Source organism: Blastococcus sp. SYSU DS0619, from assembly GCF_054051035.1.
Genome location: NZ_JBJHAM010000004.1, coordinates 149045 through 166518, shown reverse-complemented (window position 1 = coordinate 166518; position 17474 = coordinate 149045). Strand labels below are relative to the sequence as shown.

The following is a 17474-nucleotide window of genomic DNA, read 5'->3' as shown; positions in this document are numbered from 1 at the left end:
TCAGCCCGGCTCGCCGCGCGCCTTCCGCCGGAGGATGACCACGATGTCGACCGCGGCGACGGCGGCGAGCACGAACAGCACGATCGGGAACGCGACCGGCACCGGGTCGGCCCGCAGCATGAGGATCCCGCCCCCGATGCAGACGACCAGGCCGAAGATCGCCAGGACGAGCCGGAGGGTCAGCGCCGACCGGGCCGAGGGGGCTCCGCCGAGGCCCGCCGTGGGGTCGTGGTGGTCGGGGAGGCCGCGGGCGTAGTCCTCCCGGGAACGTGGTCGGTTCGGGTCCGTCATGGCACACCTGCCTACCCGGGCGGGGGGCGCACTACCCTGGGTCGACGTGGCCGCTGACTTCTCCGTCGTCCTGGACGAACTCGACACGACCCTGAAGTCGATCGAGGCCGTCCTCGACGTCGACCGACTCCGCCGGGAGGTGGCCGAGCTCGAGCAGCAGGCCGCCGCCCCCGACCTCTGGGACGACGTCGAGGCCGCGCAGGCGCTGACCTCCAAGCTCTCCTACATGCAGGGCGACCTGCGTCGGGTGGAGGAGCTCCGCAGCCGGCTCGAGGACGTCGGTCTGATGCACGAGATGGCCGCCGAGGAGAACGACGAGGCCACCACCGCCGAGACCGAGCAGGAGCTCGAGAGCATCCGCAGCGCCATCGCCGAGCTCGAGGTGCGCACCCTGCTCTCCGGCGAGTACGACAGCCGCGAGGCGCTGGTGACCATCCGGTCCGAGGCCGGCGGCGTCGACGCCGCCGACTTCGCCGAGATGCTCATGCGGATGTACCTGCGCTGGGCCGAGCGGCACAAGTACCCGACCGAGGTGCTCGACATCAGCTACGCCGAGGAGGCCGGGATCAAGTCGGCCACCTTCTCGGTGAAGGTGCCCTACGCCTACGGCACGCTCTCGGTCGAGCAGGGCACCCACCGGCTGGTGCGCATCTCGCCGTTCGACAACCAGGGCCGTCGGCAGACCTCCTTCGCCGGCGTCGAGGTGCTGCCGGTCGTCGAGCAGACCGACCACGTCGACATCCCGGAGAACGAGATCCGGGTCGACGTCTTCCGCTCGTCGGGGCCCGGTGGGCAGAGCGTCAACACGACCGACTCCGCCGTCCGGATGACCCACATCCCCACCGGCATCGTCGTCTCCTGCCAGAACGAGAAGTCGCAGATCCAGAACCGGGCCGCCGCGCTCCGGGTGCTGCAGGCCCGGCTGCTCGTCGTCCGGCAGGCCGAGCAGCGGGCCGAGATGGACGCGCTCAAGGGCGAGGGGAGCAGCTGGGGCAACCAGATGCGCTCCTACGTCCTGCACCCGTACCAGATGGTGAAGGACCTCCGCACCGACCAGGAGACCGGCAACACCTCGTCGGTGCTCGACGGCGACATCGACTCGTTCATCGAGGCGGGCATCCGCTGGCGCAAGCAGCAGGAGACCACCGCCGCGTAAGGCCCGACCGGGCCGCCGCGAGTGCGGTCACATTTTCGCGGGCGATCCGGAGCCGGACGCAACCGTCCGTGACCGGGCGACCGGGCCGTTGCGGGGTTACGGTGACACAGGGCGAGAACGAGTCCGGAGCGTTCCGTGGCGAAGCAGCCGTCGGGGCCTCCGGGACTAGTACCGTGGCGCCTCGTGATCGAAATGCAACACGTCACCAAGCTGTACCCGGCCAGCGGCCGGCCTGCCCTTGACGACGTGTCCACCGAGATCGACAAGGGCGAGTTCGTCTTCCTCATCGGGTCCTCCGGCTCGGGCAAGTCGACCTTCCTGCGGCTGCTGCTGAAGGAGGACGACCCGACGACGGGCACGGTCTCGGTGAACGGCAAGGCGCTGAACACCATGAGCAAGTGGCAGGTGCCCAAGCTCCGCCGCACCATGGGCTGCGTCTTCCAGGACTTCCGGCTGCTGCGCAACCGCACGGTGGCGCAGAACGTCGCCTTCGCGCTCGAGGTCATCAACAAGCCGCACCGGACGATCAAGCGGGTCGTCCCCGAGGTGCTGGAGATGGTCGGGCTGGAGGGCAAGGCCGGCCGGCTGCCCGGTGAGCTCTCCGGTGGTGAGCAGCAGCGCGTCGCGATCGCCCGCGCGTTCGTCAACCGCCCCCTGGTGCTGCTGGCCGACGAGCCGACCGGAAACCTCGACCCGGAGACCAGCGAGGGCATCATGCTGCTGCTCGAGCGGATCAACCGGACCGGCACCACGGTGATCATGGCGACGCACGACTACCACATCGTCGACTCCATGCGCCGCCGCGTCATCGAGCTCAACGGGGGAGTCCTCACCCGCGACCAGTCGCGCGGTGTCTACGGCGTGGGTCGCTAGCAGCGCCTCCCGCACCGACACCACCGACCGCGTCCGCACGCACTCCACGACAGGGAATCCATGCGCGTCAATTTCGTGCTCTCCGAGGTGGCCACCGGGCTGCGTCGCAACCTCACCATGACGGTCGCGATGATCCTGACCACGGCCATCTCGCTCGGCCTCATGGGCACCGGTCTGCTCATCGCCGGGATGATCTCCGACATGAAGGAGATCTACTACGACAAGGTGCAGGTCTCCATCTTCCTGGCCGACGACGTCACCGACGAGCAGCGGGCGGCGATCGAGCAGGAGCTGTCCGGCTCGCCGGAGGTCGCGAACTTCATCTACGAGACGCGCGAAGAGGCCTACGAGCGCTTCCGGCAGCAGTTCAGCCAGCAGCCCGAGCTGGTGGAGAACACCCCGCCCGACGCGCTGCCGGAGAGCTTCCGCGTGGAGCTGGTGAACCCCGAGCGCTACGAGGTCATCGCCGCCGAGTTCCCCAACGGGGAGAACGGCGTCGACCAGGTGCGCGACGAGGGTGACTTCCTCGACCGCCTGTTCAGCCTGCTCAACGGGGCCCGCAACGCGACGATCGCCGTGGCCGTCGTCCAGGCGCTGGCGGCCCTGCTACTGATCTCGAACACCATCCAGCTGGCCGCGTTCAACCGGCGCAACGAGACCAACATCATGCGGCTGGTCGGCGCCTCCCGCTGGTACACCCAGCTGCCGTTCATCTTGGAGGCCGCGTTCGCCGGCCTCATCGGTGGCCTGCTGGCCGCCGGCGGGCTCATCCTGACCAAGGTCCTCTTCATCGACCGCACGCTGGCCGGGCCGATCAAGGCGGGCATCATCCCGCCGGTCGAGTGGGACGCGATCATCACCAACAGCGTGGTCGTCTCCGGGGTCGGTGTGGGGCTGGCCGCGGTCGCCGCCTACGTGACCCTGCGCCTGTACGTAAGGTTGTAGGGGCGAGCCGCCCCGCGAGACGGCCGAGGAGTGGGGGCCGGAGGCCTCCACGACGAGGGCCGGGGCACGCTCGTCGCAGATGGGTACGGCACCTGGCCGCGGTGTCGTCCGGAGGACGACGGAGGAACATTGCCGCGGGAACAGGGGCGCAAGTTCATCGCCCAGAACAAGAAGGCGCGGCACGACTACTCGATCCTCGACACCTACGAGGTGGGCCTGGTGCTCACCGGCACCGAGGTGAAGAGCCTGCGGGCAGGCCGTGCCTCCCTCGTCGACGGGTTCGCCTCGATCGACAGCGGCGAGGTGTGGCTGCAGCACGTGCACATCCCGGAGTACACCGAGGGCACCTGGACCAACCACGCCCCGCGCCGCAAGCGCAAGGTGCTCATGCACCGCGAGGAGATCGACAAGCTCGAGGGCAAGACCCGCGAGGGCGGGCTCACGCTCGTGCCGCTGGACCTGTACTTCAAGGACGGCAAGGTCAAGGCCACGCTCGCGCTGGCGAAGGGCAAGAAGTCCTACGACAAGCGGCACGACCTCGCCGAGCGCGACTCGCGCCGCGAGATCCAGAAGGCCTTCGGGCGGTACGTGAAGGGACGGCGCTGAGCCCGTGCGAGGAATGGCCTACGACCGGTTCGGCGACGACGACGTCCTGACCCTGCGGGACGACCTGCCCGAGCCGCCGGTCGGGCCCGACACAGTGCTGGTGCGCGTGCGCGCCGCCGGCGTCAACCCGGTGGACATGGGCATCCGCGCCGGCGGTCTGGCGGGCTTCTTCCCGCACCACTTCCCGATCGTCCCGGGCTGGGACGTCGCCGGCGTGGTCGAGGCGGTCGGCCCCGCGGTCGTCGCCTTCCGGCCCGGTGACGAGGTGTTCGGCTACGTGCGCCGCGACGACGTCCAGTGGGGGACGGCGGCCGAGCTGGTGCCCGCCCCGCAGCGCTGCCTCGCCCACAAGCCGGAGTCGCTGTCCTTCGCCGAGGCGGGGGCCCTCCCGTTGGCCGGGCTGACCGCCTACCAGGCGCTCACCGAGGCGCTGGAGGTCGGCGAGGGCGACCGTGTGCTCGTCCACCGGGCCGCCGGCGGCGTCGGCTTCAACGCCGTCCAGATCGCCGTCGCGCTGGGCGCCACCGTCATCGGCACCGCCAGCCCGCGCAACCACGGCTTCCTCACCGACGCCGGCTGCGCGCAGGTGCTCGACTACTCCGCCGGCCCGATCAGCGAGCAGCTGGCCGAGCCGGTCGACGCCGTCCTGGACCTGGTCGGTGGCGACGCGCTCGCCGATGCCCCGGAGCAGGCGCGGGACCGGTCGCGGATCGCCTCGGTGGTCGACCCGTCGGTGAACGAGATGGGGGGCCGGTACGTCTTCGTCCGCCCTGAGCACGCCGACCTGGAGGAGCTCGGTCGCATGGCCGACGCCGGCCAGCTGCGGGTGCCGATCGCCAAGGCGTTCCCGCTGGCCGACCTGGTCGAGGCCCACCGGCTGGTCGCCGGCGGGCACGTGCGCGGCAAGGTCGTCGTCACCCTCGACTGAGGACGGCAGATACGGTCTCGGGCATGGTCGAGCCGCCCGTCGGTGACGAGGACGTCCCGCGGTACTGGCGGGAGCTCGGGCTCCCCGGGCTGGTGGACGTGCACGTGCACTTCCTGCCCGAGCGGGTGCAGGCGAAGGTGTGGCAGTACTTCGAGGCGGCCGGGACGCACTACGGCGCCGACTGGCCGGTCGCCTACCCGCTGTCCGAGGACGAGCGGCTCGCCGTCCTGGAGCGGCTGGGGGTGCGGGCCTTCCCGACGCTGCCCTACCCGCACAAGTCCGGGATGGCCGCCTGGCTCAACGAGTGGTCGGCCGGGTTCGCCGCCGCCCACCCGCAGGTGCTGCGGTCGGCCACGTTCTACCCCGAGCCGGAGGCGCCGGCCTACGTCGCCGCCGCCCTGGACGGCGGCACCCGGGTGTTCAAGGTGCACGTCCAGGTGGGTGCCTTCGACCCGCGCGACCAGCTCCTCGACGAGGTGTGGGCGCGGCTGGAGGAGACCGGCACGCCGGTCGTCATCCACTGCGGCTCCGGTCCGCTGGCCGGCGAGCACACCGGCCCCGAGCCGATGATCGGCCTGCTCGAGCGGTACCCGCGGCTGCAGCTGGTCATCGCGCACCTGGGCATGCCCGAGTACCGGGCGTTCCTCGATCTCGCCGAGCGGTACGAGCGGGTGCACCTGGACACCACGATGTTCGCCACCGACTTCACCGAGCGGCTGATGCCCTTCGACCGGACCGACCTCCCGCGGCTGTCGGCCCTGCGTGCCAAGGTGCTCCTCGGCAGCGACTTCCCCTCGATCCCGTACGCCTACGCGCACCAGCTGCAGGCGCTGCACCGGCTGGACCTGGGGGAGGAGTGGCTGCGCGCCGTCCTGTGGGAGAACGGCGCCCGGCTGTTCGGACTGGAGGCCTGATGCCGAGCTTCACCCTCACCGCCGCCGTCCTCGGCACCCCCGACCCGCGCGGGCTGGCCCGCTTCTACCAACGGCTGCTCGGCTGGCCGCTGCGGAACGACACCGACCAGTGGGCGACCCTCCGGCCTGCCGACGGCGGCACCGGGCTGTCCTTCCAGCTCGAGACCGACCACGTGCCGCCGGTGTGGCCACCGGAGCCGGGGACCCAGCAGATGCAGCAGCACCTGGACCTCCTGGTCGACGACCTCGAGGCGGCCTGCGCGGTCGCGGAGGGTGCCGGGGCCGAGCAGGTCGGCGGGCACGAGGACGACGCGGAGATCGTGCGGGTCTACCGCGGCCCCGCGGGCCATCCCTTCTGCCTCTTCGTGCGTCGCTGAATTCGCTGGCCGCGATGCGGCCGGCTGCCTAACCTCTCGCTCCGTGGCCGACTTTCCCGCCGTCCCCGCCGGCTTCACCGCCCGCCCGCTGCACACCGACGACATCCCGGCCGTGGCGGCGCTGCTCGTCGCCGCCGAGCCCCTGGACGACACCGGCGAGTTCCCCGAGGCCGACGACGTCAGCGAGTGGTGGGCCGGCTGGGAGATCGACCTCGCCCGCGACGGGCTGGCCGTCCGCGACGCCGACGGCGCGCTCGCCGGATACGCGGTCGTCTTCGCCGGCTCGGGCGTCCGGGACGCCTTCCGCGTCACGCTGGAAGGGCGGGTGCACCCGGACCGGCGGGGCGTCGGCATCGGGGCGGCGCTGCTGGACTGGCAGCTCGCGCGCGGAGCCGAGCTGCACGCCGAGCGGCATCCCGACGTCCCGGCCCGGCCGGTGGCCGGGGTCTTCGGGACCCAGCCCCACCTGGAGCGGCTTGCCCGGCGACGCGGGCTGACGGCGGAGCGCTGGTACCGCACCATGGCGCGGGAGCTCGCCGGCGGCCTGCCCGACCTCCGGCCGGTACCGGGCGTGGCGTTCGTGCCCTTCACGCCTGACCGCGACGACGAGGTGCGGCGGGCGCACAACACGGCGTTCACCCAGCACCACGGTTCGACCGAGCGCGACGAGGCGGCGTGGCAGAAGCTGTTCACCGGGCAGCGCTCGTTCCGGCCCGACCTGTCGGTCGTCGCCGTCGAGGACGGTGTCGTCCTGGGCTACGCCCTGGCGTACGTCTACGAGTCCGACACGAAGGCGCGCGGCTACCGCGAGGTGGTCCTCGGCCAGATCGGCGTGCTGCCGGCCGCCCGTGGGCGAGGGATCGCGTCGTCGGCGATCGCCGCCGCCCTCCGGACGGCCGCCGGCGCCGACTGCCGCACCGCGGTGCTCGACGTCGACAGCGACAACGTCACCGGCGCGCTGCGCCTCTACGAGGGCCTGGGCTTCGAGACGGTGCGCACGCAGGTGTCGTGGGCCCGGGCACTCCCCGCGGTCGCGGCGTCCGGCTGACTGCGCGGCGACGGCCGGCCGGAGGGGCGCCCGTAGCCTGGGTCCCCGTGTCCACGCCCCGCCTTGCCCTGCCCGACGGCCTGACCGTCCGACCACTCCGAGCCGACGACGCGGACGCGGTCGCCGCACTGCTGGCCGCGTCGGAGCCGGTGGACCACACCGGCGACCACCCCGACGGCGCCGATCTGGTCGAGCTGTGGGTCAACGAGCTGGTCGACCTCGACCACGACGGACTGCTGGTCCAGTCCCGGGACGGCACCGTCGTCGGCTACGCCACCACCATCGCCCCGCCCACCTTCCGGGACGCCTACGGCGTCCACCTGCAGGGCCGGGTGCACCCCGAGTGGCGGGGGCAGGGGATCGGCCGGGCGCTGCTGGCCTGGCAGCTCGACCGCGGAGCCGAGCTGCACGCGACCCGCCATCCCGAGGCGCCGGCCCGGCTCACGGCGACCGTGTACACCAGCCAGACGTCGCTGGAGGCGTTGCTGCGCCGGGCCGGGCTGGAGCAGCTGCGCTGGTTCTTCCACATGGAGCGCCCGCTCACCGGGCTGCCCGACCGTCGCGTCGTGGAAGGCGTGCAGCTGGTGCCCTTCACCTGGGACCGCGACGAGCAGGTCCGGCAGGCGCACAACGCGGCGTTCACCGAGCACTACGGGTCCAGCGAGCGCGACGCCGTCTCCTGGCAGGTGATGTTCACCGGCATGCGTGCCTTCCGCCCCGACCTGTCGGTGCTGGCGGTCCTCGACGGCGAGGTCGTCGGCTACGCGCTGGCCTACGTGCACGAGTCGGGCGGGCGGGCGACCGGGACCCGGCAGTGCTACTTCGGGCAGATCGGCGTGGTGCCGCGGGCCCGGGGGCGGGGGTTGTCGAAGGCGGTCATCATCGAGGCGCTGCACGTGGCGGCCGCGAACGACTGCCAGACGGCGGGTCTGGAGGTCGACAGCGAGAACTCCACCGGCGCGCTCGGCCTCTACGAGAGCCTCGGGTTCTCGACCGCGCACACCCAGGTCTCCTGGTCCCGCCGGCTGTCTCCTCAGGGGCGGGCTGACTAAGGTCCGGCGCATGGTCAGCGCCGATCACTTCGATCCCGCCCTCGTCGGTCGTGCCCACCGCGCGATCGACCCGTTGCACTCGCACCTGTACTTCGCCCCCGAGCAGGACGAGCACCTCGGGGCGATCGGCCTGCGGCCGGGGCGGATGGTCTACTTCGCCGGCCGCGCCGCCCCCATGGGCGCCGTGGGGGCCGGCGTGGTGACGGCGACGTTCTACAACTTCGCCCCGTCGCTGGTCGCGCACATGATCCCGCGCGCCTGGACGCTCGCCTCGCCCGAGCAGGTGCGTGCCGCCCGGCTCGACGCCGCCCGCGCCTCCCTCACCCGGCTGCTCGGTGAGGAGGCCGCCGGCTCCCCGGAGGTCGCGGAGCTGGCCGGGCTGCTGCGCGAGGCCAGCGCCGGCCTGAGCGCCGAGGGCCGGCCGCTCTACGCCGGCCACGCCGACCTGCCGTGGCCGGAGGAGCCGCTGCTGGCCCTGTGGCACGGGGCCACCCTGCTGCGCGAGCACCGCGGCGACGGGCACGTCGCCGTCCTGGTGCACGCCGGGCTGACCGGCCTGGAGGCGCTGATCACCCACTGCGCCACCGGGCGCGGCTTCACCGTGCAGGCCGCCAAGGCCACCCGCGGGTGGAACGACGAGCAGTGGGACGCCGCCTGCGCCGCGCTCGCCGACCGCGGGCTGCTCGACGACGCCGGGCTGACCGAGGAGGGCAACGAGCTGCGCGCCCGCATCGAGATGCAGACCGACGCCCTGGCCGCCGACCCGTGGCTGTCGCTGGGCGCGGTGAAGACCGGCCGGGTGGTCGAGCTCGGCAAGGGGCTCTCCCGCGTGCTGACCGCCAACGGCGCGTTCGGCCAGGGCATCTTCGGACGCGGCTGACGTGGCGCACGGTGCGGAAGCCCGCCTGCCGCTCGCCGCGGAGGACGGCGAGGTCGCCGACCGCATGCGGGTGCGCCGGGGCGGACGGCTGAGCTCCCTGGACCGGTTGCTGCTGCACAGCCCGCCGGTCGCGGAGGGGTGGAACGCGCTGCTGGGCGCGCTCCGTTCGGGCACGACGCTGCCGGCCGACCTGCGCGAGCTGGTCATCCTGCGGGTCGCGGTGCTGAACGACGCGGAGTTCGAGTGGGCCGCGCACGCCCCGATCGGGCAGCGGGCCGGGCTGACCGACGGCCAGCTCGAGCTGCTGCGCCGACCGGACGCGGCCGGGGACGCCTGGTCCGCGGTGCAGTCCGCCGTCCTCGCGTTCACCGATGCCTCCACCCGGGGCGTCGCCGTTCCCGACGCGGTGTTCGCGGCGGTGCGGGAGCACTTCGACGACCGCCAGGTCGTCGAGCTCACGGCCACCGTGGCGGGGTACGCGATGGTCTCGCGGTTCCTGGTCGCCCTGGAGGTGCCGCTGCCGGACGGTGAGGTCGCCGGCTGACCCGTCGCCGGCGCTCACCCGTGTGGGCGAGCACACCCTCGGGCCGGGGCCGCTCGCGTGGGACCATGGTCGACGGCCGTGTTGCGAGGGCGGGCGGCCGGACCAGGGAGGAGGCCGTCATGCGCAGCGAGCCTCCCAGTACCGATCCCGAGGTCCTCCCCGCCTGACCGAGGACCGGGTCCAGCCGCGCTGCACACGAGGCGCGGGCGGGCCCGGGGGCCGGTGGGGAGGGCCACTCCGGTGCCCACCGCCGTCCCCTCGCCCCGGGAGCCCGTCATGACCGAGCGCCGTCTCGCACCGCTGACCGCCCTCACCACGCTGACCCGCCGTCCCCGGCTGGAGCCCGTGCCGCCGCCGAGCGGTGCCACGGCGTCCGCGGCGGTGCCGGACGCCCCGCCCGCCCAGGCGCGGATGGTGGACAACGCGGTCTACTCCGAGGGCCGCCGCATCGCCACGCCGGAGACCGCGGCCGAGAGCCGGGAGGAGCTGGCCGCCGGCGAGGAGCGGCTGGCCTGGATGGGGCTCTACCGCCCGCAGCCGAGCGAGCTGGGGGCCCTGGCCGAGCTCTACGACCTGCCCGAGCTCGCCGTCGAGGACGCGATCAAGGCCCACCAGCGGCCGAAGTTCGAGCGGTACGGCAGCACTCTCTTCGTCGTCCTCAAGTCCGCCCGGTACCTGGACGCGGTCGAGGAGGTGGAGTTCGGGGAGCTGCACCTGTTCCTGGGCCGCGACTTCGCCATCACCGTGCGGCACAGCGAGTCGCCCGACCTCTCGCGGGTGCGCCGCCGGCTGGAGAGCGACCCGGCGCTGCTGGCCAAGGGCAGCGAGTCGGTGCTGTACGCGACGCTGGACGCCGTCGTCGACGGGTACCGGCCGGTGGTCGACGGGCTGGCCAACGACATCGACGAGATCGAGACCCAGGTCTTCGGTGGCGACCCCGGCGTCTCCCGGCGCATCTACGAGCTGTCGCAGGAGGTGCTGGAGTTCCAGCGCGCCGCCCAGCCGCTCAGCGGCATCATCGCCGCCCTGACCGCCGGGTTCGACAAGTACGGGGTCGACGAGGAGCTGCGGAGCTACCTGCGCGACGTCGCCGACCACGTCATCCAGGTCACCGAGCGGGTGGAGGGCTTCCGGCTGCAGCTGCGCGACATCCTCACCGTGAACGCGACCCTGGTGGCGCAGCGGCAGAACGAGGAGATCCGCGAGCTCACCGAGACGAGCATCGCCCAGGGCGAGGAGGTCAAGAAGATCTCGGCCTGGGCGGCCATCCTCTTCGCGCCGAGTCTGGTGGGCGGCGTGTACGGCATGAACTTCGAGCACATGCCCGAGCTGGACGAGGTATGGGGCTACCCGTTCGCGCTGGTGCTGATGCTCGGGGTCAGCCTCACGCTGTACCTGGTGTTCAAGCGCCGCGACTGGATCTGACCCTCCGGGGAGGTGCGATGGCCGACGCCGCAGGTGGCGTGGTCACGCTGCCCTCCGGTGCCCACGTGCGGGGACGCCGGCTGGGGGCACCGGCCGAGCCGGCGGACTTCGCGCTGGTGCTGGGCCGCGGGCCGGCGCCGGATGGCCCTCACCGGCGGGTGCGCTGGCCGGACTTCTGGGTGCCGGTGGACCGCGCCGACGCGGTGGACGCGCTGCGCGAGGCGCACCGGCGGGCGGCGGCCGGGGAGGGGGTGGTGGTCGGCTGCGCCGGCGGGATTGGCCGGACCGGGACGGCGCTGGCCGCGCTGGCGGTGCTCGACGGGTCGCCACCGCGCGACGCCGTCCGGTGGGTGCGGGCCGGGTACCACCCGCGCGCGGTCGAGACGCCGTGGCAGCGCCGCTGGCTCCGGCGGCTCGCCGAGGGGTGACGCCGGGGCCCGGGGGGAACAACCGGGTGGCGCGGCCCGTTAAGCTGTTCGAACAACTACACAGGGGGCGATTGGTCTCGACTGCGGTCGTTTGACCAGGGGAAGCGAGCCGAGGAAGGCAACGATGATCTCGTTAACCATCCGTTGCAAAACACACAAGCGCCGATTCCAATCAGCGCGACTTCGCTCTCGCTGCCTAACAGCAGCTAGGCGAGTCTGTCAGCCCGGGTTCGTCATCGGCCCGGATCCTGGCATCAGCTAGATGACTCACCGCACGCACCGGTCGCGGGTGCGTGTGGGACACCGAACAGCGACTGGGCCCGTCATCCCGACTCGTTCGTGAGATCGGGAGGGCCGAGCAGAGGCACAGCGAACTGCGCTCGGAGAAGCCCTGGTGATGCGTCGCAGGACGCGGGTTCGATTCCCGCCGCCTCCACCATCCTGTTGCGTGCGAGAGCCCCGGTCGATGACCGGGGCTCTCGTGCGTCCGCCCTCCGGTCGCCTGTCCCGCACCGGACGGGCCGGCCGCCACCCGTGGCCGATCCGTCGGCCGGTCGGGGGTACCCGAGGGGTCACCAGGAGCCGCCGCCACCACCTCCGGCTCCACCACCGACGCTCGCGCCGCTCGTGCCGCCGGACGAGGACGGTGCCGTGCTGGCGGTACCGCAGCCGGCGACGAGGACCGGTGCGTAGACCGCGTAGTGGAGGTACCGCGCGTCGGAGGAGGAGTGGACCGGCACGCGGGCGGCGGAGGCCAGCTCGGCCCAGCGCTCCGCCTCGCCCAGCGCCACGGCCCACGCCGTGTACCGGCCGAGCCGGCCGGAGCCGATCGCCTCGTCCACCGCGGTCGGTGACGCGGACGCGAGGAACTGCCGCAACGACTCGACCTGCAGCCAGGCCGCGGACCCGGCCGGCGTGAGCACGCGCAGCTCCCAGCCGGCGATCGCCGCGGCCGCCCCCGCCCCGGCCAGGGCGCCGCCGATTCCGGCCAGCACGAGCGGCAGCCCGACGTCCTCGATCGACAGGTAGCCGGCGAACAGGGCCAGCGCGAAGCCGGCCACCCCGGCCAGCCCGCCCAGCACCCGGATCCACACCGTGCGCCGGTCGGCGTCGCCATCCCAGAGCCCGCTCGAGACCTGCCAGTCGCCGAGCTCCTTGCCCAGTGCGGCCCACCCCTTGGCGAACCCCTCGTCGTACTCGCCGAGCGGCAACCGCTCGCGGTCCTGGAACAGCTGGTCCAGCAGGCGGCGGGCCGGCCCCTCACCGGGCTGTCGCCTTACCAGGGTGACCTCGTCGGCACGCCCGTCCGCCGCCTCCAGGTCGACGGTGCCGGCCACGGCCTGGTCGATCAGCCAGGCGGTCCGGTGCGCCGCCGTGACCGATCCGGCCAACAGCACGCCGCCCTGTGCGGGGGAGATCCCCACCGGGAGCGTGGGGGAGGGGGATGCGTGGTCGGCGAGCGTGGCCAGGTCGATCCGCGCCTGCTCGCCGGGACCGGAGGTCACCGGGATGCCGACCGTCGGCACCCGTTCCCGGCCGGCGCGCCGGATGGCGGCCAGGGCGACCGCCGCCGCCAGCAGCGCGACCCCGCCGGCGACGGCGCCGGGCCACAGCGGGTTCGAGCCCTCGACCGGCGGCGCGGTGGCCGGTGGCCCGGGCAGCGCGGGGGCGCTGTCGAGGGCGGCGCCGACGGTCCCGGAGACGGTGACGCCCTCGCCGGCGTCCAGCTCGTCCACCTGGGCGACGAGGTGCCCCGGCTCGGTCCGCTCGACGGCGCAGGGCTCGGTGGATCCGGGCTCGCCCGCCGAGCAGCTGCCCTGCGCCAGCTCGGCGGGTGCGCTCACGTGCACCCGGACGGCGTCGATCGGCACGTCCCACCCCGTGCCCACCGCGTCCCACGCCAGCGCGTCCCCGGAGACGACGCCGTCGAGGGTGTAGCTGAGGACGTACCGGTGCCGGCCGGTCACCGTCCGGTCCGGGTCCCCGACCCGGATCTCCCCGGCCTCGGTGACGGTGACGTCGTCGGGGGCGTCCGTCGAGGACGCCTCGACCGGGTCTGCGGGGTCCAGGCCCTCTACCTGGCGGAGGATGCCGCGCCGTTCCTCGCCGCCGAAGTCGTAGTCGATGACCTCGGTGACGCGGGCGTTGCCGTCGTCCTCGACGGTCGCCGCGACCCACAGCAGCCGCACCCGCTCGCCGCCCCCGGCGAGAGCGACGACGGCTGTGAGGACGCCCACCGCGAGCGCGAGCAGCAGGACTCCGACGACGTCGAACCGCCGCCGCGTGCGCACGCGGTCGGACCGTCGGGGGGCTGTCACGGGTCTCCTCCTCCTCGCCGGCCGGGCGCGCGTGCCCGGGCGTGGGGGTGATGATGCCGGTCGCCCGGGCCCGGCCCCGGCGTCCGGCGCGCGGGACCGCCCCCGGACCGCTCAGCCGCCGGAGAAGTCGACCTCCGCGGTGGGGGAGACGGTGCCCCGGCGGCCCGGCGCGGAGGCGAATCCCCAGTAGGCGTTCGTGTAGGCGATCGCCTGGTCGGGGCCGATCGGGACGCCCCACTGGCGCAGGTCCTCGGTGGTGTGCGCGTCGGCGACGAGCGTGGCGTCGTACCCGCGCACCAGGGCTCCGTGCAGCGTCGAGCGGATGCAGGCGTCGGTCTGCGCGCCGGTGACCACCAGCCGCCCGACGGCGTGCTCGGCGAGGTGCTCCTCGAGGTCGGTGTCCTCGAAGGAGTCGCCGTAGGTCTTGTGCACCAGCGGCTCGGAGTCGAGGCGCGTCAGCTCGGGCACGTACTGCCACTCCTCCGAGCCCTGCGCCAGCTCCTCGTCGGAGTGCTGCACCCAGACCACCGGCACCTGCTCGGCGCGGGCCCTGTCGACGAGCTGCCGGATGTTGCCGACGACGCGGTCGCGGTCGTAGGCGTTGCCCACGACGCCGTTCTGCACGTCGATGACGAGCAGGGCGGTGCGCGGGCGGTTCTCCAGTGCGGTCATGGCTGCCTCCGACGGCGACGGGACGACGGGGTCACCGTAGGGCGGACCGGGGACGGTTCGGTGCCGGGCGAGCACCGGGCCGCCGTCCGCACGATCGGGGGAGGCCCCGCACCCTGGGCCGCCCGGCCTCGTTGCGCCGACCGTGACCGACGAGCAGGGCTCCCGACCGCGCCAGGTGGCCCGGGACGGCGGCTGGGCCGAGTGGGCGCCCAGCGGCCGGCTGGCCGTCCCGGTCATCGTGCTGCTGGTCATCGCGGCGAACTTGATCGGGGTCGGCACCGTGGTGCTGCTGCTGATCGGCGTGGAGGACGGCGAGGGCGGCGCCGGCCGGGCGGAGGTGCTCGGGGCGGCGGCTGCCTACCTGGCCGTCGCGCTGCCGGTCGCCGTGCTGGCGGGGCTCCGGCGGCAGCGGGCCACCAACCGATGGCTGGTGGCGGGCCGCGAGCCGACGGGGGAGGAGGCGTCGCACGCGCTGCGGTTGCCGCTGGACACCGCGCTCATCGCGGCCCTCGTGTGGCTGGTGGGTGCCGTCCTGGTGGGCGCCGTCGCCGCCCTCGCCTTCCCCGATGCCCGGGTCGGTGCGCGGGTCGGCGTCGCGGTGGTGCTCGGTGGCGTGGTCACCGCCGGTGTCACCTACCTGCTGGTCGCCCGGGCGGCCCGGGTGGTCACCGCCCGCGCCCTGGCCGCCCACCCGCCCGCCGGTGCGCTGACGCTCGGCGTGCACATCCGCCTGCTGCTCACCTGGGGTCTGACCTCCGGCGTCCCGCTGCTCGGCGTCGTCCTGCTGTACCTGGACCCGAGCAACCCCGACGGCCCCGGGCGCACGGCGGTCGTGTTCCTCGTCGTCGTCGCGCTGCTGGTCGGCGCGCTGGCCACCGTGCTCACCGCCCGGGCCGTGGGGCGGCCGCTGCGGGACCTGCGGCGCGCGGTGCAGCAGGTCGGCCGGGGCGACTACGACGTCGAGGTCGTGGTCGACGACGCCGGCGAGATCGGCCTGCTGCAGGAGGGCGTGAACTCCATGGCCGCGGGCCTGGCCGAGCGGGAGCGGCTCCGCGACCTCTTCGGCCGGCACGTGGGGACGACGGTCGCCCAGCGGGCGCTGGCCACCGGGGTGTCCCTGGACGGGGAGGAGCGCACCGTCGCGGCGCTCTTCGTCGACATCGCCGGCTCCACGTCGCTGGTGCGGCGCACCGGGCCGGCGGAGATGGTCGGCCTGCTCAACCGGTTCTTCGGCGTCGTCGTCGACACCGTCGAGGGCGAGGGCGGGCTGGTGAACAAGTTCGAGGGTGACGCGGCGCTGTGCGTCTTCGGCGCCCCGGCCGACCGCCCGGATCCGGCCGGCGCGGCGTTGCGGGCGGCGCGGCGGATCTGCGCGGCGGTCGCCGAGGCGGGCGAGGTGGACGTCGGGGTGGGCGTCGCGTTCGGCCGGGTGTGGGCCGGTCAGGTGGGCGCGTCCAGACGGCTGGAGTACACCGTCATCGGCGATCCGGTGAACGAGGCAGCCCGGCTCACCGAGCTGGCCAAGGACCACCCGGGCCGGGCGGTGGCCAGCGAGGCGACGGTGCTCGCGGCCGAGCCGGCCGAGTGGCACCACTGGCGCCCCGACGCGGAGGTCCGCCTGCGCGGCCGCGACGAGCCCACGACCACCTGGGTGCGCAACTAGGGACGTTCCCGCGGGAACGCAGGGTCGTGCCGAGTGGACCCGAACCAGTCGGCGAGCACTGATGGCGGGGTCGTGCCGAGTGGGCCCCGGAGGGGCCCGCGCTAGCGCGACGGACCCGCTCGCCGCAGGTGGGGGACGGCACGTGGCCGCGGATTGCACGGTCGTGCCGAGTGGGCCCCGGAGGGGCCCGTGCAGGCACGACGAAGGCGCTCGTCGCAGCAGGGGACGGCAATTGGCCGCGGTGTCGTCCGGAGGACGACAGAATTATTGCGTCGGCGGCCGCATGGCCTTGCCGGGCTCGTGCGCCTTCACCACGACCAGCACGTCCTCGGACTGCAGGGTGCCGATCAGCGGGTCGTCGAAGCGCAGCGTGCGCCCGCCGCGGGTCACCGACAGGACGATGTCGCGCAGCTGGCGTGGCCCGAGGCCGACCTCGTCGGTGGTCACCGACCGCTGGTGCAGGTCCAGGCCCTGGCCGCCGGTGACCAGGTCCTCGACCACCGCGACCACGCGCGGGGCATCGGTGGACAGGCCCAGCAGCCGGCCGGAGGTGGCCGACGTGGTGATGACGGTGTCCGCGCCGGACTGCCGCAGCAGGTTGGCGTTCTCCTCCTCGCGGACACTGGTGGTGATCGGCACGCTCGGGTTGAGCTGGCGGACGGTCAGCGTGATGAGCACCGACGCGTCGTCGCGGTTGGCGGCCACGATCACCGCCCGGGCCCGCTCGACCGACGCCCGGCGCAGCACCTCGGTGCGGCCGGCGTCGCCCACGATGCCGGTCAGCCCCATGGCGTTGGCCTCGTCGATCGACCGCGGGTCCGGGTCGACGACGACGATCTTCTCCAGCGGCGTGCCGCTGGCCTGCAGCGAGCGGATGGCGCTGCGGCCCTTGGTGCCGTAACCGCACACGATGACGTGCTGACGCACGCGGGACCTCCAGCGACGGATGCGGAACTCCTCGCGCGACCGGGCGGTCAGCGCTTCGAGGGTGGTCCCGATGAGGACGATCAGGAACATGATGCGCAGCGGCGTGATCAGCAGGACGTTGGTCAGCCGTGCGCCGGGGGTGACCGGCGTGATGTCGCCGTACCCGGTGGTGGAGAGCGAGACGGTCGCGTAGTAGGCGGCGTCGAGGACGGAGATCGGGCCGCCCTTGCTGTCCTCGTACCCCTCCCGGTCCAGGTAGACGACGAGGATGACGACGACGAGCACGACCGCCGCGATGAGCACCCGGCGCCACACCTGGCGGACCGGCGACGACTCGACGTGCGCGATCCGGACGCCGGTGTGCTCGGTCTCCAGACCGTTCCGCTCCTCGTCCACCCCGCGGACGATAGTGAGCGGGAACCGTGGA

The 17474-nt window shown here is 73.6% G+C and carries 18 protein-coding genes and 1 other RNA gene; 15 read left to right on the top strand and 4 right to left on the bottom strand.

Going from position 1 to position 17474, the window contains the following annotated elements:
• Complete coding sequence (locus tag ACI79T_RS07780) at window positions 1-291, bottom strand: DUF6343 family protein (protein ID WP_456609473.1); 291 nt, start codon at window positions 289-291, stop codon at window positions 1-3.
• A gap of 46 nt (window positions 292-337) precedes the next feature.
• Between ACI79T_RS07780 and prfB the strand changes: the two genes are divergently transcribed.
• The 14 genes from prfB (at window position 338) to ssrA (ending at window position 11906) form a co-directional block, all read left to right on the top strand.
• Window positions 338-1447, top strand: coding sequence for a peptide chain release factor 2 (gene prfB, locus ACI79T_RS07775; protein WP_456609472.1), 1110 nt, complete (start codon window positions 338-340; stop codon window positions 1445-1447).
• 192 nt (window positions 1448-1639) lie between these two features.
• On the top strand, window positions 1640-2320 hold the full coding sequence (gene ftsE, locus ACI79T_RS07770; protein WP_456609629.1) for a cell division ATP-binding protein FtsE: 681 nt from the start codon (window positions 1640-1642) through the stop codon (window positions 2318-2320).
• Between the two features lie 60 nt (window positions 2321-2380).
• On the top strand, window positions 2381-3265 hold the full coding sequence (gene ftsX / locus ACI79T_RS07765) for a permease-like cell division protein FtsX (RefSeq protein ID WP_456609471.1): 885 nt from the start codon (window positions 2381-2383) through the stop codon (window positions 3263-3265).
• 129 nt (window positions 3266-3394) lie between these two features.
• On the top strand, window positions 3395-3871 hold the full coding sequence (gene smpB, locus ACI79T_RS07760) for an SsrA-binding protein SmpB (protein WP_456609470.1): 477 nt from the start codon (window positions 3395-3397) through the stop codon (window positions 3869-3871).
• Window positions 3872-3884: 13 nt separating this feature from the next.
• Window positions 3885-4799: an NADP-dependent oxidoreductase gene (locus ACI79T_RS07755; RefSeq protein WP_456609469.1), complete on the top strand. Its 915-nt coding sequence runs from the start codon at window positions 3885-3887 to the stop codon at window positions 4797-4799.
• 23 nt (window positions 4800-4822) lie between these two features.
• Window positions 4823-5713 carry an amidohydrolase family protein gene (locus tag ACI79T_RS07750; protein ID WP_456609468.1) on the top strand — a complete coding sequence of 297 codons (891 nt, stop codon included), beginning with the start codon at window positions 4823-4825 and terminating at the stop codon, window positions 5711-5713.
• On the top strand, window positions 5713-6090 hold the full coding sequence (locus tag ACI79T_RS07745) for a VOC family protein (RefSeq protein WP_456609467.1): 378 nt from the start codon (window positions 5713-5715) through the stop codon (window positions 6088-6090). The genes ACI79T_RS07750 and ACI79T_RS07745 overlap by 1 nt, the downstream gene beginning before the upstream one ends.
• A 43-nt stretch (window positions 6091-6133) precedes the next feature.
• Complete coding sequence (locus ACI79T_RS07740; protein WP_456609466.1) at window positions 6134-7138, top strand: GNAT family N-acetyltransferase; 1005 nt, start codon at window positions 6134-6136, stop codon at window positions 7136-7138.
• A gap of 47 nt (window positions 7139-7185) precedes the next feature.
• On the top strand, window positions 7186-8190 hold the full coding sequence (locus tag ACI79T_RS07735; RefSeq protein WP_456609465.1) for a GNAT family N-acetyltransferase: 1005 nt from the start codon (window positions 7186-7188) through the stop codon (window positions 8188-8190).
• A 10-nt stretch (window positions 8191-8200) separates the two neighbouring features.
• Window positions 8201-9070 carry an SCO6745 family protein gene (locus tag ACI79T_RS07730; protein ID WP_456609464.1) on the top strand — a complete coding sequence of 290 codons (870 nt, stop codon included), beginning with the start codon at window positions 8201-8203 and terminating at the stop codon, window positions 9068-9070.
• A 1-nt stretch (window position 9071) separates the two neighbouring features.
• Complete coding sequence (locus ACI79T_RS07725) at window positions 9072-9614, top strand: carboxymuconolactone decarboxylase family protein (RefSeq protein WP_456609463.1); 543 nt, start codon at window positions 9072-9074, stop codon at window positions 9612-9614.
• A 276-nt stretch (window positions 9615-9890) separates the two neighbouring features.
• On the top strand, window positions 9891-11039 hold the full coding sequence (locus ACI79T_RS07720; protein ID WP_456609462.1) for a magnesium and cobalt transport protein CorA: 1149 nt from the start codon (window positions 9891-9893) through the stop codon (window positions 11037-11039).
• 17 nt (window positions 11040-11056) lie between these two features.
• Window positions 11057-11467, top strand: coding sequence for a protein-tyrosine phosphatase family protein (locus ACI79T_RS07715; protein ID WP_456609461.1), 411 nt, complete (start codon window positions 11057-11059; stop codon window positions 11465-11467).
• Window positions 11468-11530: 63 nt separating this feature from the next.
• Window positions 11531-11906, top strand: a transfer-messenger RNA (tmRNA) gene (gene ssrA, locus ACI79T_RS07710).
• Between the two features lie 133 nt (window positions 11907-12039).
• On the opposite strand, the gene ACI79T_RS07705 is transcribed toward ssrA, so the two are convergent.
• Together ACI79T_RS07705 and ACI79T_RS07700 are read right to left on the bottom strand one after the other, a co-directional pair.
• The gene (locus ACI79T_RS07705) at window positions 12040-13785 is read right to left on the bottom strand and encodes a DUF2207 domain-containing protein (protein WP_456609460.1); all 1746 of its coding nucleotides are present in this window, start codon (window positions 13783-13785) and stop codon (window positions 12040-12042) included.
• A 111-nt stretch (window positions 13786-13896) separates the two neighbouring features.
• Complete coding sequence (locus tag ACI79T_RS07700; RefSeq protein ID WP_456609459.1) at window positions 13897-14457, bottom strand: isochorismatase family protein; 561 nt, start codon at window positions 14455-14457, stop codon at window positions 13897-13899.
• Between the two features lie 142 nt (window positions 14458-14599).
• Between ACI79T_RS07700 and ACI79T_RS07695 the strand changes: the two genes are divergently transcribed.
• The gene (locus ACI79T_RS07695) at window positions 14600-16120 is read left to right on the top strand and encodes an adenylate/guanylate cyclase domain-containing protein (protein ID WP_456609458.1); all 1521 of its coding nucleotides are present in this window, start codon (window positions 14600-14602) and stop codon (window positions 16118-16120) included.
• A gap of 264 nt (window positions 16121-16384) precedes the next feature.
• On the opposite strand, the gene ACI79T_RS07690 is transcribed toward ACI79T_RS07695, so the two are convergent.
• Entirely contained in the window at window positions 16385-17443 is a 1059-nt protein-coding gene (locus ACI79T_RS07690; protein ID WP_456609457.1) for a potassium channel family protein, read from the bottom strand.
• Window positions 17444-17474: the final 31 nt, after the last annotated feature.